Source organism: Kribbella sp. HUAS MG21, from assembly GCF_040254265.1.
Taxonomy (GTDB): domain Bacteria; phylum Actinomycetota; class Actinomycetes; order Propionibacteriales; family Kribbellaceae; genus Kribbella.
On sequence record NZ_CP158165.1, the window covers coordinates 965,456 to 989,203 of the forward strand.

The following is a 23,748-nucleotide window of genomic DNA, read 5'->3' on the forward strand; positions in this document are numbered from 1 at the left end:
TATCCCTCACAAGTTCTCGATGGTGTGGATCGCGTACTCGAGCTCGTCAAGGGACGCGGTGCGTTTGTCGTCGTCGGCGATCAAGGCCCAGAGCTGCTCGCCGGTGATCGCGCGGGCCCGCTCCGGCTCGCGCTCGGGGTCGACGCCGTGCCGGTGCACGAGGCGGTCGGTCGTGAGCTCCAGCAGCAGCGGGCGGATCCGGCGCTGGAACGTCAGCGAGCCTTCGCCGGCCCGGCGTTCGCGATGCGACTCCTGCAGCCAGGTGGCGAGGAACTGCGTCCTGGTGTCGCTGTTCCGGGCGCGCAGCACGGCCAGGTTGTCGTCGTGCCGGCCCGGCCAGCTCGTCTCCACCACCTGCGGCATCGCCAGCCGGATCGCCAGCGACACGACCCCGACGGCGAGCGCCGCCACCACGAACCACAACGGCCGCGGCGCCATCCCCGCCGCCGCGAACACCGCCACCAGCAACAAACTCGCCAGCACCGCGAGCCCCAGGTGCTGCAACAGCATCTTGTTGGGCCGACGCTTCTTCTTGACCTCCGCAGGCGGAGGCTTCTCCTCCAAGGGAGTCCAGCTGTACGACGTCATGCGCCGGCCTCCGCTGGACGTACATGGGCGAGCTCGTCACGGAGCAGCACCAATGCCGCGCGGGCCTCGGTGCGGGCCTGTTCGGTCGAGCCGTGCGTGGAGTAGCGCGCCTCGCGGTACAGCTCACCGAGGCGGACCAGTTGCGGCTCGGAGATCCCGCCCACGCCGAGCACCCGGACGGTGAACTCGGCGGGTGTCTCCGACGGATCCCGCGGTACGCCGGCCGAGGCCGCCGCGGCCTCCAGCGCCACCCAGCACGCGACGACGGCGTCGGTCGCCGTACCGCTGTCGATCTGCGCGAGACCGGTGTCGACCGCCTCGGCGAGCCGCACGGTCTTCAAGCGCTCCCAGTCCGCCTCCGCAGGCTCGACCTGCGGCAGCCGGACCTTGCGCAGGATCCGGTAGACCAACAGGCCGACGAACACGATCACAGCCGCGATCACCAGATAGACCACCGCCTGCCACAACGCCATCAGCCATTGCGGCGTCTCGCCCGGCGGCAACTGGAACGGCGCAGGCGTGCCCGAAGCCTCCGGCGCGCTCGCCGACGGAGTCACCGTCGGCAGCGGCCGCGGGCTGACCCGCCGCGTGCTCTCGCTGACCGGCCGGACCGGCCCGCTCGCCGACGCGAGCACGACGAAGCCGGCCACCACGATCCCCGCGCACAACGCGGCGACGATCGCGAGCGCACCCCGACGCTGCGTCTGCATCTGCGCAGGTTAGCCGATCAGAAGCCGGTGTCGAGGAACGGAAGCCGCGATGTGGAAAACGCTTCCGAGGTCGCGGCCAAAGCACCGGCCGTGTGCTCGGCGACCAGACCGGCGCGGCCGAGGCGTTCCAGCGACGGGCGGCCGAGGTAGACCGCGCCCAGGTCGCGGACGTCGATGGTCAGGTCGGCGTCGCGCGTCACGAGCTCACAAGAGGCGCCGTCAGGACCGCCGGTGAGGTGCCAGCGGCCCGCGTTCCACGGGAGGAAGTCGTCGATCACCTCGACGACGACGTCGAGGTCCCGCGCGTACGTCCGGCCCGCGAGCGCACGCCCGACGTCGACCGTCCGGACCCACAGCCCGTCGCGCGTGACCGCTCCCGGCGCCCGCGGGTCGAGCAGCAGGTCCAGCAGCGGGTCGTCCGACGCGAGCATCCCGCAGCGCGTCTCGCTGAGCAGGTCGGGCTCGAGCAGGTACCGCCACAGCGCCGCATGCGACGCGATGTCGGCCGCATGTACCCGCTGTACGTCGACGTACCCCTTCTCCGCCCGCTTGGTGCGGTAGTGCGCGAACCCGGTGAGTTCACCGTCGCGCTCGGCCACCACGCAGCGCAGCTTCGACGCGTTCCCGGTGCCGCTCACGAGGGTCGCGCTGATCGTGTACTGCTGCCAGCGCTCGTCGTGCTGGAACATGCCGGGTCGCTCCAGCGCGAGCCGGTTCCGCAGCTCGGCGCAGCGGGCCAGGCTGTCGGACGCGTCGACGTACCGGATCCGTACGTCGTCGACGCCCGGCACCGGACGCAGCGCGCGGGACTCCTTGGGTACGACGATCGCCTGGTGGTCGGACGCCAGCCCGTACCCGAACCGCGGGTAGATCGCCGGCTCACTCGCGGTCAGCGTCGCCAGCGGCTCCCCCGCCTCGTGGACGTCGGTCAGCTGGGTGCGCATCAGGTCTCGGAGGATCCCGCGGCGCCGGTGCGTGGCCCGGACGCCGACCATCGTCACGCCGGCGGCCGGCAGCTGCCCGCCCGGCACCGTCAGCAGGTGCGAGAACGCGGCGGTGTGCCCGACGAGCTGACCGTCCTCGGACGCGACGATCGACCGGTCCTGCTCCCAGACCCGCCGCTCGGCCTCGTATTGCTCCTCGGTCCACGGCGACGAGAACGCCATGTCCAGGAGCTCTAGCAGCTCGTCCCACGCACCCGCGAACTTCCCGATCTCGATCGCCATGTCCCTTGCCTATCAGACGATCGGCGCCCACACCTCCGAATTCGGCCGGTCCCGAAGACTAGACTGATGAAAACCGTTTTCATATACTCGGAGCATGACCGCCCGAGCGAAAACCCCGTTGTCCTTGATGGTGGGGCTGTCCACGACGCTGCGCGAGCCGGTGCTGGAGGCGATGACGGACGCCGCCACCGTGGTCGTCGTGGTCGGTCAGGAGGAGCTGCCCGGTCGCGACGTGCTGACCTGGCGGGTGCAGGACGCGTCCGGCCCGATCGACGCGGGCGAGTTCACCGTCGGCGACGACTGCGGCGCCTGCCAGCTGATCGAATCGCTGGTGCCGTTGCTGGAGACGCTGGTCGCGCGCGGCCACTGGGACCACATCGTGCTCGCCGCACCGCCCGCGATGGAGGCGCGGCCGCTCGCCGCGACGCTGGTGTCCACGCTCCCGGAGATCGCCGTCGACACCGTCACCTGCGTCGTCGACGCCGTACTGCTGGTCGCGCAACTGTCCGGCGACGAGCTGCTTGCGGAGCGCGGCCTGGCGCTGGGCCTCCCGGATCGGCGCAACGTCGCGGAGCTGACCGCACGCCAGATCGAGTACGCCGATGTGTGCGTGCTGGCCAATGCGCATCGCAGTACGGCGGTGGAGCGGCTGGAGCACCTGCTGGTGCACTTGAACCCGCGGACCTCGGTGGTGGCCGCGGATGTTGCCGGCGTACCGGACGGGCCCGTTGCGCGGACCGGGCGGTTCGACTTCGACGCGGCCGAGGCGTGGGCGGGCGAACTGGCGGCTGAGGATCGGGTGCAGCCGAGCGGTGACGGGGTCACCACCGTGCTGTGGCGATCGACGCGGCCGTTGCACCCCGCCCGGCTGAACGACGCGCTCGAGGACATCGTGGACGGTGTTGTCCGCAGCCGCGGCGTCGTCTGGCTCGCGAACCGCCCGACGCAGCGCGTCCGCTGGGAGTCCGCGGGCTACAGCGCGTCGCTCGGCACCCTCGGCGAGTGGTCGGAGACCGAGCATCTCGCCGAGTGCACCGTGGTCGCGACCGGCATGGGCCTCGACCCGGCCCGCCTGCAGGCCGTCCTCGACGCCTGCCTGCTGACCGAGTCAGAGCTCAACAGCCTCGACTGGAACGAGCTCGAGGATCCGTTCGCCGGGGTGTTCTAGGAGCGGGCCACGCCGAGGTGCGCGGCGGCGACCGCCTCGAGGTGCGCGACGTCGGAGGCGACCGTCGCGAAGCTGTAGCCCTGGTCGAGCCGGAGCTTCGCGGACTCACCGTCGAAGGTGTGGATGCCCGCGGCGATCCCCGCGTCCTGCGCGGTCCGCGCGATCAGCTCGACGGCTTCCTCGAACGGCCCCTCGAGATCCGGGTCGTGCGGGAACTTGGCACCGAGCGCGAGGCTCAGATCCGACGGGCCGACGTACACGCCGTCCAGACCGGGCGTCGCGCAGATCTCCGCCACGTTCTTCAGGCCGAGCGGCGTCTCGATCATCGCGAGTACGACGGTCGCGTCGTTGCTGTCCGCCGGCGCCGGGCCGATCCGCAACGCCGCCCGCATCGGGCCGAACGACCGCGCCCCGACCGGCGGGTACTTCGCCGCCTGCACGGCCCGCCGGACGTCGTCCGCGCTGTCGACCAGCGGCACGATCACCCCGGTGGCGCCGGCGTCCAGCGCGCGCCCGATCGGGGTCGGATCGTTCGCCTCGACGCGCACCATGCCGACCGTCGGGCGCGGGCCGATCGCGGCGCCGGCGTCGATCGCCAGCAGCCCGGTCAGCAGGCCCTGGTACCCGATCAGGCCGTGCTGCCCGTCGAGCACCACGTAGTCGTACCCGAGCCGGGCGATCCGCTCGGCGGCCGGCGGTGCGTCCAGCGTGATCCAGTACCCGACCAGCTTCTCCCGCGATCGGACCTTGCGCGCGAAATCGTTTGCATTCACGGGTTGAGACTATCTACACGGGCGGGATGCCGTGCCGGCGGTGCGAGAACGTCCGGTCCTTGGACTGCGCGGCGGCGAGCCGGGCGATCAGGTCGGCGCGCAGGTTCTCCGGCTCGACGATCGCGTCGATGACCAGGTCGGCTGCCAGCCGGAGGATGTCGATGTCGGTCTCGTACTCCTCGCGCAGCCGGGCGACGTACTCGACCCGCTCGCCCTCGTCGGCGATCTCCTGGATCTTGTTGTAGTACACGGCGTTGATCGCCGCCTCCGGCCCCATCACCGCGATCTTCGCGGTCGGCAGCGCCACACACGCGTCCGGCGAGAAACCCGGTCCGCACATCGCGTAGAGCCCCGCGCCGTACGCCTTCCGGACGATCACCGACACCGTCGGCACGGTCGCCTCGGACACCGCGGTGATCATCTTCGCGCCGTGCCGGATGATCCCGGCGCGCTCGACCTCGCTGCCGATCATGAACCCCGGTACGTCGCACAGGTACACCAGCGGCACGTTGAACGCGTCGCACAGCCAGATGAACCGCGCCGCCTTGTCCGCCGAATCGACGAACAGCACGCCGCCCTTCACGGCCGGCTGGTTCGCGACGAGCCCGACCACCTGCCCGGCGAGCAGCCCGAACCCGACCACGAGTTCCGGCGCGTACGCAGGTTTGACCTCGAAGAAGGTGTCCGCGTCCACGAGCGCGTCGATCACGTCGTGGATGTCGAACCCGACGCTCTCCTCGGCCGGCACCAGGTCCCGGGTGAAGTCGCGCGCCGGCTCCGAGGCGTCGTACGACGGCGGTCGCGAACGCCAGGAACCCGGCAGGTAGGAGAAGTACTGCTTGGCGAGCTCGATCGCCTCGGTGTCGTCGGACGCCAGCAGGTCCCCGCACCCGGAGACGCTGGTGTGCATCCGGGCGCCGCCCATCTCCTCCAGCGTGACCTTCTCGCCGACGACCATCTCGGCCATCCGGGGCGAGCCGAGGTACATCGAGGCGTTGCCGTCGACCATGATCACGATGTCGCAGAACGCCGGGATATAGGCGCCTCCGGCCGCGGACGGGCCGAACAGGCAGCAGATCTGCGGCACCTTGCCGGACAGCGCGACCTGGTTGTGGAAGATCCGCCCGGCGCCGCGACGGCCCGGGAACAGCTCGACCTGGTCGGTGATCCGGGCACCCGCCGAGTCGATCAGCCAGAACACCGGCAACTCGTCGCGGAGCGCGACTTCGGTGACCCGGACGATCTTCTCCACGGTCCGGGCGCCCCACGAGCCGGCCTTGACGGTCGGGTCGTTGGCGACGATCAGCGCGGGCCGGCCGTCGACGAGCGCGCGGCCGGTGACCACGCCGTCGGCGGGCAGGCCGGGGTTCAGCGCGTTCGCGAGCTGGGCGTCCTCGACGAAGCTGCCCTCGTCGACGAGCAGCGCGATCCGGTCGCGGACGTACAACTTGTTCTGACTCGCCAGCTTGGCCGCGGCCTTCTCCGGCGGCGCCAGGGTCGCCTCGCGGGCGACCTTGACCTCGGTCCAGTGATCGTGGGTCATGCAGCCATCATTCCACTGGGAGGCCCAGCGACCGGGCGATCAGCATCCGCTGCACCTCCGACGTACCCTCGCCGATCTCGAGGATCTTCGCGTCGCGGTAGAAGCGGGTGACCGGGTACTCCTCCATGAAGCCGTAGCCGCCGAACACCTGGGTGGCGATCCGGGTCGCGGTCACCGCGGACTCGGTCGCGTACAGCTTGGCCACCGACGCGGCCTGCTTGAACTCCTGCATCGGCGCTCCGGCGTCCTTCAGCGCCGCGGCCCGGTAGACGAGCAGCTCGGCCGCGTCGGCCATCACCTTCAGGTCGGCGATCTGGAACGCCACTCCCTGCTTGCGGCCGATCGGTACGCCGAACGTCTGCCGCTCCCCGGCGTACTGCACGGACATCTCCAGGCACGCGCGGATGCAGCCGAGCGCGACCGCCGCGATCGCCACCCGGCCGTCGTCGAGCGTCGCGAGGAACTGCGCGAACCCCTTGCCGCGTTCGCCGAGCAGGTTGCCCTCCGGGACGCGGCAGTTCACGAACGCCAGCGGGTGCGTGTCGCTGGCGTGCCAGCCGAGCTTGTCGTACGCCGCCTCCGCGGTGAATCCCGGCGTACCGCTCGGGACGATGATCGTGGAGATCTCCGGTTTGCCGTCGGCCTTCTCGCCGGTGCGCGCGGTGACGGTCACGCAACTTGTGATGCTGGAACCCGAGTTGGTGATGAACTGCTTCGAGCCGTCGATCACCCACTCGCCGCCGTCGAGGACGGCGCGGGTCTTGGTGGCGCCGGCGTCGGAGCCCGACTCCGGCTCGGTCAGCCCGAACCCGGCGAGCTTGGCGCCCGCGACCAGATCCGGCAGCCAGGTCGCCTTCTGCTCGTCGGTGCCGAAGGTGAGGATCGGGTTGATCCCGAGCCCGACCGCGGCCTCGAGCGTGATGCCCATCGACTGGTCGACGCGGGAGATCTCCTCGATCGCCACGCACAGGCTGGTGAAGTCGCCGCCCGCCCCGCCGTACTCCTCCGGCGCGGTCAGCCCGAACAGCCCGAGCCGCCCCATCTTCCGCACGACCTCCACCGGGAAGTAGTGCTTGCGGTCCCACTCGGCCGCGTGCGGCGCGATCTCGGCCTCCGCGAAGTCGCGAACGCTCCGCCGGAACTCCTGATGCTCCGCGGACAACTCGAACATGACGGCACCCCTTCGTGCTTGACGCTTACGTAAACGTAAAGCACGCTAGGACCCATGCACAATAGCCAGGTGCAACCCGAGACCTGGTCGATCGCCGAGCTCGCCGCCGAGTACGACGTCACGCTGCGAACGATCCGGTTCTACGAGGACCGCGGCCTGCTCACCCCCGAACGCCGCGGCACCCAGCGCGTCTACCACCCCCGCGACAAGGTCCGCCTGGGCCTGATCCTGCGTGGCAAGCGCCTCGGCTTCTCCCTCGACGAGATCGCCAAGATCGTCGACATGTACGACGCCGAACCCGGCGAGGAAGGCCAGCTCACCTACCTCCTGGACCAGATCACCACCCGCCGCGCCGAACTCGAACAACGCCGCCGCGACATCGACGAAACCCTCCAGGACTTGGCTGAGGTCGAAGCGCGCTGCCACGCCGACCTGGCCGCCCTCCGCACCGGGAAGCCTTGACACGCCATCAGCCGGTTCCCAGCGGGACAGGCCGCCACCGCAGGGGAATTCCTTGGTCGGCCGACCGACGCAACCCGGGCCGAGTCGTGGCACATGGCTCCTGATCTCAGCGGCGAGTCGTGAGGATCGGCTGTCAAACGCGACCGATCCTCACGGTTCGCGTCTGGGGGTTGGAGCCATTCGCCACAACTCGGTGGAGTTGCCCTCGGTGTTGATCGGTTGTTGGACGGAGTCCGTCAGGAGAAACTTCCTGAAGCCCGTCAAGGTACGCACCGCCTCAGGTATCAGGCTCTCCTGCGCCGTCCGTAGGCCCAGTAAATGACCGGTGCGGCGCCGAGGGAGTTCGTCAGGGTGAGTACCAGCGCCCAGACCGCCTTGGGCCCGCGAACCTCCGCGGCCGGCCGGCGGGCGAGGTCGGCGAGAGCGACCGACTTCAGCACTCCCTCCACGACCGCGAGAACCACGACGATCCGCCGCGTCCGCGGATCCACATCAGCCCACTTCTTGCCCGTCACACAACCACCATGCTCCTGCGGCGTGCGGCTGACAACTCACCTCAGTTCGACGCTGATGCGGTTCGTGCGGACCTCGACGGCAACGTGTTGCGGGTCCTCGGTCTCGAAGCCGCGCAGCACCCACCGGCCGTCCTCGGGTACTGCGGACTGGATGACAACCGACGCTGGATGTGGTTCCTGGGAAGCGGAGTAGTACACAAGCACCACCGCCTCTCCTGGAGCCTCAGCCGTGCGTGGCGCGGCCTCCTCCGCGGCATCAGGGGTCAGCTCGCGCCAACCGTCGTACCGCGGCCGGCTCGAACTCGTCCTTCGCCAGGTCGAGGAGTACGTAGCGGAAGACTCCGGCGAGCTGGTCACCGCCTGCGGCGATCCACCCCTCGATCAGGCTGCGGAAGGCAGCCTCCCGGCCCCACCGGCGCGCGCCCGCGGCGACGATCGCCGACCCCGCGCCGGCGAGGACCTGCGCGATGCGATACACCGGCGCGCGGTGTGCGTGTTGCGGGTATCGAACCATCCGGATCTCCAGCATCGCCCAGTGGAGGACGGCGGCGGCCACTCGGGCCGCCCCTTCGAGCCGACGCCCTGTCCGGGGCGGCGGGTCAGGCCGCCAGATCTCCGCGGAGGTCCGTGCATCGGCTGCGCGGCCGGCACTCGACAGGTGCCAGCGCGGATCATGAATCCAGGCGGTACCACGGGAAGCGCGGAGCAGCCCGTTCCGTCCGATCGTCAGCGCGACTTCCTGATCGACGGTCAGACCGTGGCAGTCGTCGAGGTCGAACGATACGTCGGTGATGCCGTCGAACCGCAGATCGAGTTCCGCCGGCGGGATGCCGGCCCCGTCGAACTCGTCGAGCGCGAGCCGACGCTCCAGTTGCAGCTGGAGGGAACCGCGAAGGCCCGCGCCGGAGCGCTCGACCGTCAGCGCGCGGACGGCCGCCGTCGTCAAGTCGTAGTCGTTCCGGATCCGGGCTGCGACGTCCGCGGTCAGCGGCTCTTGCGGGGACAGGACCCGTCCTGCAAAGTCCCGCCGGTATACATCTTCCGGGTACGACGCCGCGGGCAACTCGATGTCGTGACCCGATATCCGCAGCTGCTCGAGCACCCACGCTCGGCGCTCGCCCCCGAAATCGGCCAGCCACCCCAGGGCCGCCACGGCGTGCTGCTCCCGGCGAACACCACGATCGATGGCAGAACCAACGAACGAGTACGTGTTGTTGTCCCAGACGTCCGAGACCTGGGCGATCAGCTGCCGGTCAAACGTGCGCGCGTCCTGGGAGGCCGCCGCGATCTGCTCGACCGACCGATCGAGCACCGCACCCCACGCCGCGATCGCCGAGTCCCCCATGGCCTGAGGTTACAGGCAGGCGGCCGACCGTCAAGGCTCGTTCGTAGCGGCGGAGGGCGAGGACTGCGACGCGGGGGTCGGGAGCCAGGGGTGGGGTGACTGGGCGGGGGCCGGCTAGTTTGCGGGTTCGGTTGTAGAAGAAGCCGGGTGCCAGGAGGTACGTGGCTACTGCGGTGCGGCCGGGGACGCGGTTGAGTACTGCGGGTAGGCGGTCGCCGGCGCCGGACAGGTAGCCGACGTGGACCGGGCGGTCGATGCGGCGGTAGAGCAGGGCGGCGACGGACAGTCGGCCAGGGCTCGGTGGTCTGAGGAGCCGGCCGCGGCGAGTACGACGTTGTCCACGTGCGACAGGTCGCCTAGCCGTTCAGGGAGGTTGCGTACCGAAGAGCGGGTAGAGGTCGGGCTGATGGGACTGGCTTCCGCCTGCGGGGGTGCGCGATTCACGCTGGAGCGGCACCACTACCCGTTCTTCGGTACAGCCAAGGGCCGGGGGAGAAGCCCGACGGCACACTTCCCGAGCTGACACAAGAAATGAAAACCGTTATCGTTTGCTGTTATGTCAGCAAGCTCCGCCCCTGCCGTCGCGGGCCGGGATCGCACGCCGCGGTCCAGATCCGCGCGCCAGCCACTGATCCTCGCCGGTCTCGGCCTCGCCCTGCTGGTTGCCGTCGTCGTGAGTTCCGGCATCGGCCCGGTGCCGGTCCCGGTCGGGACCACGGCCCGGATCCTCTGGGCGCATCTGACGCCGGGTGAGCACGTCGCATCCTGGAGCCTCGCGCAGGACCAGATCGTCTGGGAGTTCCGGCTGCCGCGCACGTTGCTCGCGGCAACCGTCGGTGCGGCGCTGGCGGTCGCGGGCGCCGTGCTGCAGGCGGTGATCAGGAATCCGCTGGCCGATCCCTTCGTGCTGGGCGCCTCGTCCGGCGCGTCACTCGGCGCGGTGGCGGCGCTCGCCGCGGGTGCCGTCGTACCGGGACTGGTCGTCTCCGGCGCGGCGTTCTCCGGAGCAGCGGTCGCCGCCGTCCTCGTCTTCGTTCTGGCCCAGCGCGGCGGCCGTGTCGAGTCGCTGCGGCTGGTGCTCGCCGGCGTCGCGCTGTCGTACCTCTTCAGCGCCGCAACGAGCTGGATCACGGTCACCGCCGAGCACGGCAAGTTGCCCGGTCTCGTCTTCTTCCTGCTCGGCAGCGTGTCGTCCGCGACCTGGCAGATGCTCGCGATCCCGGTGCTGATCGTGCTCGCCTGCGTCGTGCACGCGCTGCTGCGGGTGGGCCCGCTGAACGCGGTGATGACCGGCGACGAGACCGCGACCTCGCTCGGCGTGGACGTCTCCCGGTTCCGGATCGAGATGCTGATCGCGACCTCCCTGCTCACCGGCGCGGTGGTCGCGGTCAGTGGCGGCATCGGTTTCGTCGGCATGGTCGTCCCGCACATCTGCCGTCTGGCGATCGGCGCTGACCATCGCCGGCTGATCCCGGTCGTGACCTTGGGCGGTGCGATCTTCCTGGTCGCGGTCGATGTCGTCGCCCGCACCGCGGCCGCCCCGCAGGAGCTGCCGATCGGAATCGTCACCGCCGCGATCGGCGCTCCGTTCTTCCTCTGGCTGCTGCGCCGCCGATCCGCCGGAGGCCTGCAATGAAGGTCGACGTACGCCGGGTCGCGGTGCGGCTCGCCGGGCAGCCGGTGCTGGGCGGGGTGGACCTCGCGGTCCGGTCCGGCGAAGTCCTCGGCCTGCTCGGCCCGAACGGCTCCGGCAAGTCCACGTTGCTGCGCACGGTCTTCCGCGCCATCCGGCCGGACAGCGGCGCGGTGCACCTGGGCGAGCTGGACGTATGGCGGTCCAGCACGCGCGACGTCGCGCGGCAGTGCGCCGTACTGACCCAGGACCACGCGACCGACATCGAGCTGAGCGTGCTCGATCTCGTGCTGCTCGGCAGGATCCCGCACAACTCGCTCGGCCGCCGCAGCGCTGCCGACGACGTGGCGCTGGCCCGCGACTGTCTCGCACGCGTGGACGCCGCCCACCTCGAGGACCGGATGGTGCCGACGCTGTCCGGCGGAGAACGCCAGCGGGTACTGCTCGCGCGAGCACTGGCGCAACAGCCCAAGGTCCTGCTGCTCGACGAGCCCACCAACCACCTGGACATCGCGCACCAGCTGGAACTCCTCAGTCTGGTACGTCGCCTCGGCGTGACGGCAGTGGTCGCGCTGCACGACCTCACCTTGGCCGCCGCGTACTGCGACCGGCTGGCACTCCTCCAGCAGGGCCAACTGGTGGCCGTCGGCTCGCCGGAGGAAGTGCTGACGCCGGAGCGCGTGCGCGAGGTCTACGGCATCACCTGCGACGTACTCGTCCATCCCCGGACAGGGCGCCTGTTGCTGGCCCTGGACCACTCCCCGACCGCTCCAACACCCGCAAAGGAATCCACCGCATGAAGCTCCGCCCAGCTCTGGCCGTTCTACCGTTGACCGCAGTGTCACTGGTTGGCTGCGGCACCGTCACGGCCGCCCCTGAGACGAGCACGGACACCTCGGCCACGGCATCGCAGTACCCGATGACCATCACCAACTGCGGGAAGACCTACACGATCGCGAAGGAGCCGCAGCGGATCGTCAGCCTGTACCCGGGCCTGACCGAGATCCTCGTCCGGCTCGGCGTACAGGACCGGATCGTCGCGCAGGCGCAGGACGGCGTGTCGAAACCCGACCCCGAGCTCGCCGACCAGCTCCGGAAGATCCGGTCCCTCGGCGCGAAAACCCCGCCCAGCAAGGAGATCCTGGTCGCGCAGCAGCCGGACTTCGTCTACAGCAGCTCGGAGTACGAGTTCAACACCGAGCAGGGGTTCGCGGGCAAGGACGAGCTGGTCAAGGCGGGCGCGACGCCGTACGTCGCGACAGCCGGCTGCCGTGAGCGACGGTCGACCGGCACCGTCGAGGACGCGTTCTCGGATCTGCGGACGCTGGGCAAGGTGCTCGGCCGGCCGCAGCAAGCGGCCGAACTGGAGCGGAAGGCGCGCGGCGAACTGGCGGCGATCACCGAGCGGATCGCGGGCCGGCCGCCGGTGAAGACGGCCCAGGTGTACTTCGAGGGCGGCAAGCTCTACGCGATCGGCGCGGCGATCGAGGTCGACATGCTCCGGCTCGGCGGCGGGCAGAACGTGTTCGCGGCGACCGAGCAGCGGTTCGCCGACTTCTACGCCGCCGAGGTGAACGCCGAGGTGGTCCTGGAGCGCAACCCGGAGGCGTTCGTGTTCGCTGTCCAGGACGACGCGCATCAGCAGCAGACCGTCCAGTACCTGACCAAGACGTTCGCCAGTACGCCGGCCGTCCGCAGCGGCCGGCTCGTCGCCGTACGGAACACCACCTTCGCCCCCGGCACGCTCGCCTCCGTCGAAGGCGTCGCCACCATTGCCGATGGCCTACACCCGAAGAGCTGACGTGACCAGTACTGCCGAGGAGACTCCGCTTCTTCGCGACCGGGCCTTCGTCCTGTTCCTCCTGGCACGGACGGTCGCGGTGATCGGCTCGGCGATCACCGCGGTCGCCCTGCCGCTGCTGGTCTTCCAGGTGACCTCGTCGCCGATGCTGACGTCGCTGGTCACCGCGGTCCAGGTCGTGCCCTACCTGCTGTTCGGCCTGATTGCCGGCGCGATGGCGGACCGTCTTCCCCGCCGCCCGCTGATGCTCGCCTGCCAGGCCGCCTCGGCGGCGGCGCTCCTCAGCGTGCCCGTCGCATCCTGGCTGGGCGAGCTGACGGCGCCGCACGCGGTTGGCGTCGCCGCCGTCGTGGCCACCAGTTTCGTGTGGTTCGACGCCGGCGCGTTCGGAGCCCTCCCTGCCCTCGTCGGCACCGACCGCGTGGTTCCGGCCAACAGCATGGTCTGGATGGTGACGACGTTGGCCGGCCTCGGCGGTCCGGTCCTCGGCGGCCTCCTCGTCGCGCTGGTCGGCGCTGCGCAGGCCCTGTCCTTCGACGCGGGCGCGTACGTCGTGGCCGGTGCCTTGCTGGCGTTGATCGGCCGGTCCTTCGACGCCGGCGGCCCGAAGCGTGAACGCCAGACGTTGCGTACCGACATCAAGGCAGGCCTGGCCTTCGTGTGGCAGCAACCTGTCGTCCGCTCCCTCACTCTGCTCGGCGTCGGCAACTCGCTCACCGGCGGCGCGGTGAGCGCGCTCCTGGTCGTCTTCGCCGTCCAGGACCTGGGGCTCTCCGAGGATGGCCGCGGCGTCGGCTTCCTCTTCGCGATCGTGGCCGCCGGCGCCTTCTTCGCAGCTCTTGCCCTACCGAGACTGACCGCCCGCTGGCCGCTCGGCTGGATCAGCATCGCCGCGCTGACGATCAACCCCGTCGCGCTGCTGCTGACCGCCATCGCACCAAGCTTGCCCTGGGCAACCATACCGCTGTTGCTCTGGAGCTTCACCAACACGCTGACCATCATCAACGGCATCGCGGCGCGCCAACTCGTCACGCCGCTCGATCTCCAGGCCCGCGTCAACACCACCGCGCGGATGGTCGCCTGGGGCGGGACACCGCTCGGCGCTCTCATCGCCGGCGCGCTCGCTGAATCCGCCGGCGCCCGCCCTGCCTACGCCGTGATGTCCGTCGCGGTCCTGACCAGCGCCGTACTGGCCTGGCGTTCGCCCCTCCGCTCCCGAACCTTCGGCACGCAGCCGTAGCTCAGGCCACCAGCACCGGCAGGCTGCGGACCGCGGCGTCGTAGCGCTGGAGGGCCAGGGTGGCGAGCCGGGGGTCAGGGCCCAGCGGCGGGGAGACGGGGTGCGGCCCGGCGAGGCGGCGGGTGTGGTTGGCGAAGAAGCCGGGGGCAAGGAGGTACGTCGCCACGGCGACTCGGCCCGAAGCCGCGGCCAGTACGGCGGGGAGGCGGGTGCCGGCACCGGACAGGTAGCCGACCTGGACCGGGCGACCGATCCGGTCGGACAGCAGGTCCGCGGTGGTCTCGCAGTCGGCCAGCGCGCGCGGATCCGAGGAACCGGCGGCGGCCAGGACGACGGTGTCCACACGGGACAGGTCCCCAAGCCGGTCCGCCAGGATCTCCACGAGGATCGGGTCGGGCCCCAGTGCAGCGGCCGCCCGGACCCGGCCCGGGTAGCGCGCGGCTTCGGCGGCGATGTCGACGTACACGTGGTAGCCGGCGCTGAGCAGGAGGGGGACCATGACGGCGTCGTCGGCGTCGGTGGCGATGCGGTGGGCGAGTGAGGGTAGATCCGGCAGGTTGAGGTCGACGAAGCCGAGTGACATCGGGAGGCCGGGCCGTCGGCGCGCCATCTCACGGACGAGCTCGTGGACCACCCGGAGTCCCGCCGGGTCCGCGGTGCCGTGGGCTACTGCGACGAGATCGGTCATGAGGCGACTCCGGCGGGTTCGACGGCGAGACGGTAGCCACGACGTACGACGGTGCGCACCAACTCCGGACGACCGACCGCAGTGCGGAGGCGGTTGACGGTGACCTCGACCGCGTGGACGTCCTCGGCGCCGGGCAGTACCGCGAGCAACTCCGGGCGGGACACCACGTCGCCGCCCGCAGCGACCAGCGCGGCCAGGACGGCACGCGGCCCAGGGCCCAACGGCAGTACGACGCCGTCCAGCACGGCCGCGCCGCCGCGGATCACCAGTTGGCCGTACGACGTCTCGATCGAGCGCGCGTTGTCGTCGGTGAGCCGGTCCGTCACGCTCCGGATCAAGGCGCCCAGCCGGTACCGGTCCGGCACCAGCGGCTCCATCCCCAGCGTCACGAAGGGCCCCGCCGTCACCGGCCCGACGCAGGCGTTCAGCACCCGCCCGGTCCGCAACGACGACACCAGTTCGTCGTACTGCCCGGTCAACGCCGCCGCGTCGAGCATCGCCTGCGCACCCGGCGCCGACGTGTGCACGACCGCGTCCACCGTCCCCGCGCACACCTGCGAGACCATCCGCTCCACGAGCGCCGGATCCGGCGCCGGACCCCACCGATACACCTCCAGCCCGCGCACCGACGCGCCCACGGACCGCAGCGCGTCCTGCAGCGCGGGATCCGACAACCCGTGCAGCTGTACGACGATCTTCCGGCCGGACACGCCCTGCGCGCGCAGCCAGTCGACCACCTCGGCCGTGGTCTCGGAGCGCGCCGACCAGTGCTCGACCAGCCCGGCCGCGCGGATCGCGCCGCGCGCCTTCGGGCCGCGGGCGAGGATCCGCGACTGCTCCAGCGTGCCCAGCAGCTCCGCCGCGAGCCCGGCGGTGTCGGCCGCCTCGATCCAGCCGCGGAACCCGACCGCGGTCGTCACCACCACGTCGTCCGGCGGGTTCGCGATCACCCGCCGGGTGGCCTCGATCAGGGCGTGGTCGTCGGCGACCGGCACGATCTGCAGCGTCGGCGCGTGCAGTACCTTCGCGCCGCGCCGCTCGAACGACGCGATCAGGTCCTCCGCGCGACGGTGCGCGGTGATCGCGATCGTGCAGCCGCTCAGCGGCCCGGTCCTAGTCGTCACCTGATCCCACCACGACCTGTCCGTCGACCACGGTCACCGGGTACACCGGCAGCGACACCTCGGGATCGTCCAGGCACACCCCGGTGCGCAGGTCGAAGACCTGCTTGAACATCGGCGACGCCACCGTCGGTACGTCGCCGCGGCTGCCGACGATGCCCCGCGACATCACGTTCGCCCCGCTGAACGGGTCCTGGTTGCCGATGGCGAACACTTCGCCCTCGTGGGTGCGGAACAACGCGATCTGCGTGTCCCCGAGCAACGCGGCGACACCCCGCTCCGGCAACAGCGCCTCCAGGGCGCAGACTCCAACGGTCGCGACGCTCATCGGCGTACCTCCAATCGAGGGCCGGCCAGCAGCACCGGCTCCAGCTGTCCGCGCTCGGCCGGCGTGGCCGGGCGCGGCTGGTTGCGCTCGACCACGTACCGCAGGTCGGCGTCGGGCTGGTCCGGCGCGTTCACGAACGACACGAACCGGGCCAGCTTGTCGGGATCGTCGAGCGTCGCTCGCCATTCGTCGACGTACGCGTCCACGTGCTTGGCCATCGCGGCATCCAGGTCGGCGGCGATGCCGAGGCTGTCGTTGAGGACGACGTCCCGCACCTGGTCCAGACCGATCTCCCGCACCCACACCGACGTGCGCTGCAGGCGGTCGCCGGTGCGGATGTAGTACATGAGGAACCGGTCGATCGCCCGGAACAGCTCCTCGTCCGACAGGTCGGACGCGAGCAGCTCGGCGTGCCGCGGCGTCATGCCGCCGTTGCCGCCGACGTACAGGTTCCAGCCCTTCTCGGTGGCGATCACGCCGACGTCCTTGCCGCGCGCCTCCGCGCACTCGCGGGCACACCCGGAGACTCCGAGCTTGAGCTTGTGCGGCGAGCGCAGCCCGCGGTACCGCAGCTCCAGCGCGATCGCCATCCCGACCGAGTCCTGGACGCCGTACCGGCACCAGGTCGACCCGACGCACGACTTCACGGTGCGCAGCGCCTTGCCGTACGCGTGCCCGGACTCGAAGCCGGCGTCGACCAGCCGCTTCCAGATCGCCGGCAGCTGCTCGATCCGCGCTCCGAACAGGTCGACGCGCTGCCCGCCGGTGATCTTCGTGTAGAGCCCGAAGTCGCGCGCCACCTCGCCGATCGTGATCAGCCCCTCCGGCGTGATCTCACCACCGGGGATCCGCGGGACGACGGAGTACGTGCCGTCCTTCTGCATGTTGGCCATCACGTGGTCGTTGGTGTCCTGCAGCGTCGCGCGCTCGCCCTCCAGGACGTGACCGGCCGGGTCGATGCTCGCCAGGATCGACGCCACGACGGGCTTGCAGATGTCGCAGCCGCGGCCGGTGCCGTGCCGCTCGACGATCTCGCTGAACGTCCGCAGCTCGGTGACCCGGACGACGTCGAACAGCTCCGCCCGCGACAGCGCGAAGTGCTCGCACAGGGCCTTGCTGACCTCGACGCCCGCCTTGGTGAGCTCGGTGTTCATCAGGTTCTTCACGATCGGCAGGCAGGATCCGCAGGACGTCCCGGCCTTGGTCTTCCCGCACACCGACTTGATGTCGGTGCAGCCCTCGTCGCGGACGGCGCACCGGATCGTGCCCGCCGAGACGTTGTTGCACGAGCACACCGGCGCGTCGTCCGGCAGCTCGAGCTGGACCGGGCCGGCGCCTTCGGGCAGCAGGAACGCGGCCGGGTCGGCGCCGAGTTCGCGGCCGACCATCGGGCGCAGACCGGAGTACGCCGACGCGTCGCCGACCAGGATGCCGCCGAGCAGGGTGCGGGCGTCGTCGGACAGCACGAGCTTCTTGTAGACACCGGCCACCGGGTCGGCGTACACGATGTCCAGCGCACCCTCGGTGGCGCCGAACGCGTCGCCGAAGCTCGCGACGTCGACCCCGAGCAGCTTCAGCTTCGTCGAGGTGTCCGCACCCGGGAACGTCGCCTCGCCGCCGAGCAGCCGGTCCGCGACGATCTCGGCCATCGTGTAGCCGGGGGCGATCAGGCCCCACACGCGCCCTTCGATACAGGCGACCTCGCCGATCGCCCAGACGCCCGGCACCGACGTACGGCAGGCCTCGTCGACCACGACGCCGCCGCGCTCGCCGATCTCCAGGCCGGCCGCGCGGCCGAGCTCGTCGCGCGGCCGGACACCGGTCGCGAAGACCACCACGTCGGCGGGCAGGTCGGGGCCGTCGGCAACGGCCATCGCGCGCGCCGCGCCTTGCGAGGTGAGCTTCACGCGCTGGCACTGGGTCGCGGTCAGCACCTCGACGTCCAGGCCCTCGATCAGCCTGGACAGCGCGGCGCCGCCGCCCTCGTCGACCTGCAGCGGCATCAGCCGCGGCGCGAACTCGACGACCTTCGTCCCGGCGCCCAGCGCCCGCAGCGCGCCGGCCGCCTCCAGGCCGAGCAGGCCGCCGCCGACGACGACACCGTTGACCTGCTTGCCCTCGGACTTCAGCCGCTCGACGTACACCCGGAGCGCGGCGACGTCGTCGATCGTCCGGTAGACGAAGCAGCCCTGGGCGTCGTTGTTCTTGATCGGCGGCACGAAGGCCGCGGAGCCGGTCGCCAGAATCAGCTCGTCGTACCCGACCTGCTCGCCGCGCGCGGTCGTGACGGTCTTGGCCGTGGGGTCGATCGCGGTGATCTGCACGCCCTTGCGGAGGTTCACCGCGGGGTCGTCCCAGAGCTCGGGCTCGCCGAGTGAGAGGTCGTGGGGGTCGCGGCCGGAGAAGTAGCTGGTCAGCGCGACCCGGTCGTACGGGAGCCGCGGCTCCTCGGCGAACACCGTGATCCGGTAGCTGATGTCGGTGTCGCGCTGCCGGAGCGCCTCGACCAGGCGGTGCGCGACCATGCCACCGCCGACCACCACCACGTGCTTGGCCTTGTTGAGCTCTGCCATCGTCGCCCTCCTGCTCGGGACTGGTTCGGTCTCGCCGCGCCGGAAGCGGTCGAGCAGTGCGCCGACGGCACCGGTGCAACTGCCGCACCCGGTCGTCGCGCGCGTCGTGGCGGCGATGCCGGCGACACTGTCGGCACCTCCACGCCAGGCCGCCTCGATCGCGGCCCTGGTGACGCCGTTGCACCTGCACACGGTCGCCACCTTCTTCGTCGTCGGTACGTCGGACGGCTCGCCCAGCAACCCGTCCGCGACCACCGGCGTCCCCCGGTCCGCCAGCAACACCAGCTCCGCGGCGACCTCCGGCGCACCCACCGCCACCGCCGACCGCACCACGCCGTCCCGCAGCACGGCCCGCACGTACCGCGTGCCGTCCTCGAGCCGGACGACCTCGCCGGTCTCGTCCTTGTCCCCCAGCACCAGGACGTCCAGGCCACCCGCCGTCACCCGCACGACCTCGTGGTCGGGCAGCTCGGCGGTGCCTCCGATCAGGTACTGCGCCAGCGCCTCGGCATGGGCCCACGCGGAATCGACGGTGCCGGTCACCCGGCCGTCCACCTCCGCGCAGTCGCCGATCGCGTGCACCCGCGGGTCGTCGGGGCTGGTCAGCGCCCGGTCGACCACGATGCCGTTCCGCACGGTCAGCCCGGCCGCGAGCTCGGTCCGCGGCTTGACGCCGCAGGCTACGACCAGCAGCTCGCCGAACACCTGGCGGCCGTTCTGCAGCCGCAGCGCGCGGAAGCGGCCGTCCTTCAGCTCGGTGCTGTGGAGCTTGGTGTTGAGGAGTACTTCGATCCCGAGCTCGCGCACCGCGCGCGTGACCCGACGGCCCGCGGAGGGCCGGATCGTCTTGTCCAGCAGGGTTTCCCCGTCGTGCACCAGGGTGACCGCGACGCCGCGCTCCCGCAGCGCGCACGCCGTCTCGACGCCCAGGACCCCGCCGCCGAGCACCACGGCGCGGCGCGCCTGGCCGGCGCCCGCGACCACCGCGCGGGCGTCGTCGAGGGACCTCAGCACCTGCCCGCCCCGGACGCCGGCGGGCACCACCGGCACCGCGCCGGTCGCGAACACCAAGCGGTCGTACGCATACTCGCGACCCGCGGCGTCCGTCACCACCTGTCGCGCCCGGTCCACCGCGACCGCGGCCTGGACCGCTTCGTTGCCCGACGCAACTTCTGCGCGGCCGGCGACGTACTCGGTCAGCCGGCCGCGGTTGTACGACGGCTCGTCGCCCAGCAGCGTCACGTCGTACGAAGGCTGATTTCCCAGCATTTCCGCCAGCCGGCGGCCCGCCATGCCGCCGCCGATGATCACCACTCTCATGCCGGCACTCCCGTCGCTCCCAGCGCGGCGGCGGTGACGTCGACGGCACACGCCTTGAATTCGGGCATCCGGGACACCGGGTCGAGCGCGTCGTTCGTCAGCTCGTTGACCGCCTCGGCGCCGCCGAAGTGGAACGGTACGAAAACGGTGTCCGGCCGGACGTCGGCGGTGATCCGGGCCGGCAGCACCATCGACCCGCGCGCGGTCCGCAACCGCACCGGACGCCCGTCGCCGATGCCCAGCTGCGCGGCGACGCGCGGGTGGATCTCGGCGTACACCTCCGGCTCGGCCTCCGCCAGCTCGGGAACACGCCGCGTTTGCGCACCGCTCTGGTAGTGCTGCAGCAGCCGCCCGGTCACCAGATACAGCGGCGCGCCGGTGTTGAGGTCGTCCGCCACCGGCCGGTGGTCGACCGGTACGACGTGCGCCTTGCCGTCGGCCGTCGGGAAACCGTCGGCGAACAGCCGCGGCGTCCCCGGATGCGCGTCGTCCGGCACCGGCCAGAACAACGCCTCGCCCGCGTCCAGCCGCGCCCAGGAAATCCCGGAATAGTCCGCTTTTCCGCCGGCACTCGCGCGCCGGAGCTCCTCGAACACCTCGGCCGGATCGGTCGAGAACCCCGGTACGCCGAGCCGTTCGGCGATCCCGGCGAACACCGCGAGATCGCTCCGCACCTCACCCGGAGCGCTCACCGCGGCACGCCTCCGCAGTACCCGGCCTTCGAGGGACGTCATCGTCCCCTCCTCCTCGGCCCACTGCGTTACGGGGAAGACGACGTCCGCCAGCAACGCCGTCTCGGAAGGCACCACGTCGGCAACCACCAGCAGGTCCAACGCGGCCAGGCGCTCCCGCACCGAGGCAAGGTTCGGCGCCGACACCAGCAGGTTGCTGCCGTGCACGAACAACGCCTTCGGCCCGCCCGCCGTACCGAGCGAGTCGATCAACTCCACCGCGCTCTTCCCCGACCGCGGCAACTCCTCCGGGTCGACACCCCAAACGTCCGCAACATACTCACGCGCTGCTGGGTCCTCGATGCTCCGATAACCAGGTAGCTGATCCGCCTTCTGTCCGTGCTCCCGTCCGCCCTGCCCGTTACCTTGCCCCGTGATGCACCCGTATCCGCTGCCCAGCCGCCCGGGCAGACCGAGCGCCAATGCGAGGTTGATACATGCAGTGACGGTGTCGGTGCCTTTGCTGTGCTGCTCCGCCCCACGACCCGTCAGGATGTACGCCCCGGCGCCATCGTGCACCGGAGCGGCCGCTGCCAGAACCCGCGCGGCCTGCCGGATCGTGGCGGCGGGCACACCAGTTACCCGCTCCGCCCGCTCCGGCCACCAGGAAGCCGTCGAACGAATCAGCAAGTCGGGGTCGTCGACCCGTTCGCCCAGGAATGCGGTGTCCGCGAGGCCTTCCTGCAGTACGACGTGGGTGAGCGCGAGGACCAGCGCCAGATCGGTCCCAGGCGTCGCCTGGAGGTGAATTCCAGCGTTTTCCTCGGTCAGCCCGGCGGTCGCCGAGCGACGCGGGTCGACGACCAGAAGTCCACCCGCGTCCCGTGCGCCCTGCAGATGCGCGACCGCCGGCGGCATGGTTTCCGCGATGTTGCTGCCGACCAGCAGCACGGCTCCGGCACCGCCCAGATCGGCCAGCGGGAACGGCAGCCCGCGGTCGATCCCGAACGCCCGGTTCGTCGCCGCGGCCGCCGACGACATGCAGAACCGGCCGTTGTAGTCCACGTTGGCGGTCTTCAGCGCGACCCGGGCGAACTTGCCGAGCGCGTACGCCTTCTCGTTCGTCAGCCCACCGCCGCCGAACACCGCGACCGCGTCCCGGCCGTGCGCGGCCTGCAACGCGGTGACCCGGTCCGCCACGAAGTCCAGCGCGGCGTCCCAGCTCGTCTCCTCGAGCTCGCCCGCAGCGTTGCGGACGAGCGGGACGGTGAGCCGGTCCGGCACCGTCAGTACCTCGGGAGCCGTCCAGCCCTTACGGCACAACCCGCCTCGATTGGTCGGGAACTCCCGCGGCCGCACCTCCACGGCACCCGGCCGGGCAGCCGGGTGCAGCGTGGTGGCGCACTGCAGGGCGCAGTACGGACAGTGGGTAGCGGTCACACGCGCTCCTCGCTGAGCGCGCTGCCCTTGCGGAGGTAGCAGAAGTACGTCACCGCGAGGCACACCACGTAGAAGCCGCAGAACACGTAGAGCGCGGGGACCAGCGACCCGAAGTTGCTCGTCGACATCGCGAACCCGCGCGGGACCAGGAAGCCGCCGTACGCGCCGACCGCGGACGCGATCCCGATGCAGGCCGCCGCCTCCCGCCGGGCCAGGCCCGGGTCGTTCGGCGTGGTCAGCCGGAACACCGCGGGGATCATCCGGTACGTCGACCCGTTGCCGGCGCCGCTGGCGACGAACAGGAACAGGAAGCTGATCAGGAACGCGGTGAAGCTGCCCGCGTTCAGCGACACGATCGCGGCCAGGATGCCGAGACCCATCACCACGAACGCGCAGACCGTCACCCGCGCACCGCCGAGCCGGTCGGCCAGCTTGCCGCCGAACGGCCGCGCCACCGAGCCGACCAGCGCACCCAGGAACGCGATGTTCGCGACCGTGATCTCGGGGAACGTGGACTTGATCAGCAGCGGGAAGGCGGCGCCGAACCCGATGAACGAGCCGAAGGTGCCGATGTACAGGAACGAGATGATCCAGGTGTGCGGCCGCTTCGCCGCCAGCACCGACGCGCGGAACGAGGAGGTCGCGGCCGACAGGTTCGACATCGACTTCCAGGCCCAGAAGGCGGCCAGCAGGATCAGCGGGATCCACATCAGGCCGGCCCGGTTCAGGGTCAGTCCGGCTCCCGCCACGACCACGATCGGCACCAGCAGCTGGACCACCGCGACGCCGAGGTTGCCGCCGGCCGCGTTGATGCCGAGCGCGGCGCCCTTCTCCTTCTCCGGGTAGAAGAACGAGATGTTCGTCATACTGCTGGCGAAGTTCCCGCCGCCGACACCGGCCGTCGCCGCGACCAGCGCCATCAGCCAGAACGGCGTGTCCGGCTGCGTCATGAAGTACGACAGCCCCGCGGTCGGGATCAGCAGGAGCAGGGCGGACACGATGGTCCAGTTCCGCCCGCCGAACCGCGGTACGGCGAACGTGTACGGCAGCCGCAGGGTCGCGCCGACCAGGCTCGGCAGCGCCACCAGCCAGAACAGCTGGTCGGTCGAGTAGCCGAAACCGGCCCGCGGCATCGAGACCACGACGATGCTCCACAGTTGCCACACCGAGAAGCCGAGGAACTCGGCGAAGATCGAGGGCCACAGGTTCCGGCGGGCGACCGTGCGCCCCTTGTCCGCCCAGAACGTGCCGTCCTCGGGATCCCAGACGTCGATCCACCGCCCGCGCCGCGGCGCCTCGACCGTGCCCACCGCGCCGCTGCCGTCGCCCTGGCCGCGGGTGGCGACGGCCGCTTGTCGTGCCTCGAGCGTCATCGCAATCTCCGATCATCCGACCTCACTGATTAGGCCTGGACGTTATGACCGGGGTGTTT

Annotated in this window: 21 protein-coding genes; 6 read left to right on the plus strand and 15 right to left on the minus strand. The window is 71.0% G+C overall.

What is annotated here, in order from left to right; genetic code table 11:
• Nucleotides 1-6: 6 nt before the first annotated feature.
• The 3 genes from ABN611_RS04695 to ABN611_RS04705 are packed head-to-tail and all read right to left on the minus strand — an operon-like array spanning nt 7 to nt 2,524.
• Nucleotides 7-588, minus strand: a complete 582-nt coding sequence (locus ABN611_RS04695) for a hypothetical protein (RefSeq protein WP_350278524.1) — start codon at nt 586-588, stop codon at nt 7-9.
• Nucleotides 585-1,298: a DUF4129 domain-containing protein gene (locus tag ABN611_RS04700; RefSeq protein WP_350278525.1), complete on the minus strand. Its 714-nt coding sequence runs from the start codon at nt 1,296-1,298 to the stop codon at nt 585-587. Before ABN611_RS04700 ends, ABN611_RS04695 begins: the two co-directional genes overlap by 4 nt.
• A 17-nt stretch (nt 1,299-1,315) precedes the next feature.
• Complete coding sequence (locus ABN611_RS04705) at nt 1,316-2,524, minus strand: GNAT family N-acetyltransferase (RefSeq protein WP_350278526.1); 1,209 nt, start codon at nt 2,522-2,524, stop codon at nt 1,316-1,318.
• Nucleotides 2,525-2,618: 94 nt separating this feature from the next.
• Here ABN611_RS04705 and ABN611_RS04710 point away from each other — a divergent pair, with 94 nt between their 5' ends.
• Nucleotides 2,619-3,692 (plus strand): GTP-binding protein, encoded by a 1,074-nt coding sequence (locus tag ABN611_RS04710; RefSeq protein WP_350278527.1) that lies wholly within the window; start codon nt 2,619-2,621, stop codon nt 3,690-3,692.
• On the opposite strand, the gene ABN611_RS04715 is transcribed toward ABN611_RS04710, so the two are convergent.
• The 3 genes from ABN611_RS04715 to ABN611_RS04725 are packed head-to-tail and all read right to left on the minus strand — an operon-like array spanning nt 3,689 to nt 7,179.
• On the minus strand, nt 3,689-4,465 hold the full coding sequence (locus ABN611_RS04715) for an aldolase/citrate lyase family protein (RefSeq protein ID WP_350278528.1): 777 nt from the start codon (nt 4,463-4,465) through the stop codon (nt 3,689-3,691). The genes ABN611_RS04710 and ABN611_RS04715 overlap by 4 nt on opposite strands.
• A gap of 13 nt (nt 4,466-4,478) precedes the next feature.
• A complete protein-coding gene (locus tag ABN611_RS04720) occupies nt 4,479-6,008 on the minus strand; it encodes an acyl-CoA carboxylase subunit beta (RefSeq protein WP_350278529.1) in 1,530 nt (509 codons plus the stop codon).
• 7 nt (nt 6,009-6,015) lie between these two features.
• Nucleotides 6,016-7,179 (minus strand): acyl-CoA dehydrogenase family protein, encoded by a 1,164-nt coding sequence (locus ABN611_RS04725; RefSeq protein ID WP_350278530.1) that lies wholly within the window; start codon nt 7,177-7,179, stop codon nt 6,016-6,018.
• 69 nt (nt 7,180-7,248) lie between these two features.
• Here ABN611_RS04725 and ABN611_RS04730 point away from each other — a divergent pair, with 69 nt between their 5' ends.
• Nucleotides 7,249-7,641, plus strand: coding sequence for a MerR family DNA-binding transcriptional regulator (locus tag ABN611_RS04730; RefSeq protein WP_350278531.1), 393 nt, complete (start codon nt 7,249-7,251; stop codon nt 7,639-7,641).
• A gap of 284 nt (nt 7,642-7,925) precedes the next feature.
• Here the strand turns inward: ABN611_RS04730 and ABN611_RS04735 are convergent, their stop codons facing one another.
• From ABN611_RS04735 to ABN611_RS04745, 3 genes are read right to left on the minus strand one after another with little or no spacing between them, the layout of a single operon-like run.
• Nucleotides 7,926-8,156 (minus strand): DUF5652 family protein, encoded by a 231-nt coding sequence (locus ABN611_RS04735; RefSeq protein ID WP_350278532.1) that lies wholly within the window; start codon nt 8,154-8,156, stop codon nt 7,926-7,928.
• 36 nt (nt 8,157-8,192) lie between these two features.
• The gene (locus ABN611_RS04740; protein WP_350278533.1) at nt 8,193-8,363 is read right to left on the minus strand and encodes a hypothetical protein; all 171 of its coding nucleotides are present in this window, start codon (nt 8,361-8,363) and stop codon (nt 8,193-8,195) included.
• Between the two features lie 49 nt (nt 8,364-8,412).
• On the minus strand, nt 8,413-9,501 hold the full coding sequence (locus ABN611_RS04745) for a hypothetical protein (protein ID WP_350278534.1): 1,089 nt from the start codon (nt 9,499-9,501) through the stop codon (nt 8,413-8,415).
• A 556-nt stretch (nt 9,502-10,057) separates the two neighbouring features.
• On the opposite strand from ABN611_RS04745, the gene ABN611_RS04750 reads away from it, so the two are divergent.
• From ABN611_RS04750 to ABN611_RS04765, 4 genes are read left to right on the plus strand one after another with little or no spacing between them, the layout of a single operon-like run.
• Complete coding sequence (locus ABN611_RS04750; protein WP_350278535.1) at nt 10,058-11,137, plus strand: iron ABC transporter permease; 1,080 nt, start codon at nt 10,058-10,060, stop codon at nt 11,135-11,137.
• Nucleotides 11,134-11,934: an ABC transporter ATP-binding protein gene (locus ABN611_RS04755; RefSeq protein WP_350278536.1), complete on the plus strand. Its 801-nt coding sequence runs from the start codon at nt 11,134-11,136 to the stop codon at nt 11,932-11,934. The genes ABN611_RS04750 and ABN611_RS04755 overlap by 4 nt, the downstream gene beginning before the upstream one ends.
• A 38-nt stretch (nt 11,935-11,972) precedes the next feature.
• Nucleotides 11,973-12,935 (plus strand): ABC transporter substrate-binding protein, encoded by a 963-nt coding sequence (locus ABN611_RS04760; RefSeq protein WP_350278537.1) that lies wholly within the window; start codon nt 11,973-11,975, stop codon nt 12,933-12,935.
• Nucleotide 12,936: 1 nt separating this feature from the next.
• The gene (locus ABN611_RS04765; RefSeq protein WP_350278538.1) at nt 12,937-14,175 is read left to right on the plus strand and encodes an MFS transporter; all 1,239 of its coding nucleotides are present in this window, start codon (nt 12,937-12,939) and stop codon (nt 14,173-14,175) included.
• A gap of 1 nt (nt 14,176) precedes the next feature.
• On the opposite strand, the gene ABN611_RS04770 is transcribed toward ABN611_RS04765, so the two are convergent.
• Genes ABN611_RS04770 through ABN611_RS04795 form a run of 6 tightly spaced genes read right to left on the minus strand, consistent with a single transcriptional unit; the run spans nt 14,177 to nt 23,689 of the window.
• Entirely contained in the window at nt 14,177-14,863 is a 687-nt protein-coding gene (locus ABN611_RS04770) for a sirohydrochlorin chelatase (protein ID WP_350278539.1), read from the minus strand.
• Nucleotides 14,860-15,987 (minus strand): uroporphyrinogen-III synthase, encoded by a 1,128-nt coding sequence (locus ABN611_RS04775; RefSeq protein ID WP_350278540.1) that lies wholly within the window; start codon nt 15,985-15,987, stop codon nt 14,860-14,862. The genes ABN611_RS04770 and ABN611_RS04775 overlap by 4 nt, the downstream gene beginning before the upstream one ends.
• Nucleotides 15,977-16,312 carry a nitrite reductase small subunit NirD gene (gene nirD, locus ABN611_RS04780; RefSeq protein WP_350278541.1) on the minus strand — a complete coding sequence of 112 codons (336 nt, stop codon included), beginning with the start codon at nt 16,310-16,312 and terminating at the stop codon, nt 15,977-15,979. The genes ABN611_RS04775 and nirD overlap by 11 nt, the downstream gene beginning before the upstream one ends.
• Entirely contained in the window at nt 16,309-20,205 is a 3,897-nt protein-coding gene (gene nirB, locus ABN611_RS04785) for a nitrite reductase large subunit NirB (protein ID WP_350278542.1), read from the minus strand. Before nirB ends, nirD begins: the two co-directional genes overlap by 4 nt.
• Entirely contained in the window at nt 20,202-22,316 is a 2,115-nt protein-coding gene (locus tag ABN611_RS04790; protein WP_350278543.1) for a molybdopterin oxidoreductase family protein, read from the minus strand. The genes nirB and ABN611_RS04790 overlap by 4 nt, the downstream gene beginning before the upstream one ends.
• Entirely contained in the window at nt 22,313-23,689 is a 1,377-nt protein-coding gene (locus tag ABN611_RS04795) for an MFS transporter (protein ID WP_350278544.1), read from the minus strand. Before ABN611_RS04795 ends, ABN611_RS04790 begins: the two co-directional genes overlap by 4 nt.
• Nucleotides 23,690-23,748: the final 59 nt, after the last annotated feature.

What these genes read in the sequence shown, in the direction of transcription:
- ABN611_RS04720 (WP_350278529.1), bottom strand. Translation starts at nt 6,008, where the DNA reads ATGACCCACGATCACTGGACCGAGGTCAAGGTCGCCCGCGAGGCGACC.
- ABN611_RS04725 (WP_350278530.1), bottom strand. Translation starts at nt 7,179, where the DNA reads ATGTTCGAGTTGTCCGCGGAGCATCAGGAGTTCCGGCGGAGCGTTCGC.
- ABN611_RS04710 (WP_350278527.1), top strand. Translation starts at nt 2,619, where the DNA reads ATGACCGCCCGAGCGAAAACCCCGTTGTCCTTGATGGTGGGGCTGTCC.
- ABN611_RS04705 (WP_350278526.1), bottom strand. Translation starts at nt 2,524, where the DNA reads ATGGCGATCGAGATCGGGAAGTTCGCGGGTGCGTGGGACGAGCTGCTA.
- ABN611_RS04755 (WP_350278536.1), top strand. Translation starts at nt 11,134, where the DNA reads ATGAAGGTCGACGTACGCCGGGTCGCGGTGCGGCTCGCCGGGCAGCCG.
- nirD (WP_350278541.1), bottom strand. Translation starts at nt 16,312, where the DNA reads ATGAGCGTCGCGACCGTTGGAGTCTGCGCCCTGGAGGCGCTGTTGCCG.
- ABN611_RS04745 (WP_350278534.1), bottom strand. Translation starts at nt 9,501, where the DNA reads ATGGGGGACTCGGCGATCGCGGCGTGGGGTGCGGTGCTCGATCGGTCG.
- ABN611_RS04700 (WP_350278525.1), bottom strand. Translation starts at nt 1,298, where the DNA reads ATGCAGACGCAGCGTCGGGGTGCGCTCGCGATCGTCGCCGCGTTGTGC.
- ABN611_RS04750 (WP_350278535.1), top strand. Translation starts at nt 10,058, where the DNA reads ATGTCAGCAAGCTCCGCCCCTGCCGTCGCGGGCCGGGATCGCACGCCG.
- nirB (WP_350278542.1), bottom strand. Translation starts at nt 20,205, where the DNA reads ATGAGAGTGGTGATCATCGGCGGCGGCATGGCGGGCCGCCGGCTGGCG.
- ABN611_RS04695 (WP_350278524.1), bottom strand. Translation starts at nt 588, where the DNA reads ATGACGTCGTACAGCTGGACTCCCTTGGAGGAGAAGCCTCCGCCTGCG.
- ABN611_RS04770 (WP_350278539.1), bottom strand. Translation starts at nt 14,863, where the DNA reads ATGACCGATCTCGTCGCAGTAGCCCACGGCACCGCGGACCCGGCGGGA.
- ABN611_RS04795 (WP_350278544.1), bottom strand. Translation starts at nt 23,689, where the DNA reads ATGACGCTCGAGGCACGACAAGCGGCCGTCGCCACCCGCGGCCAGGGC.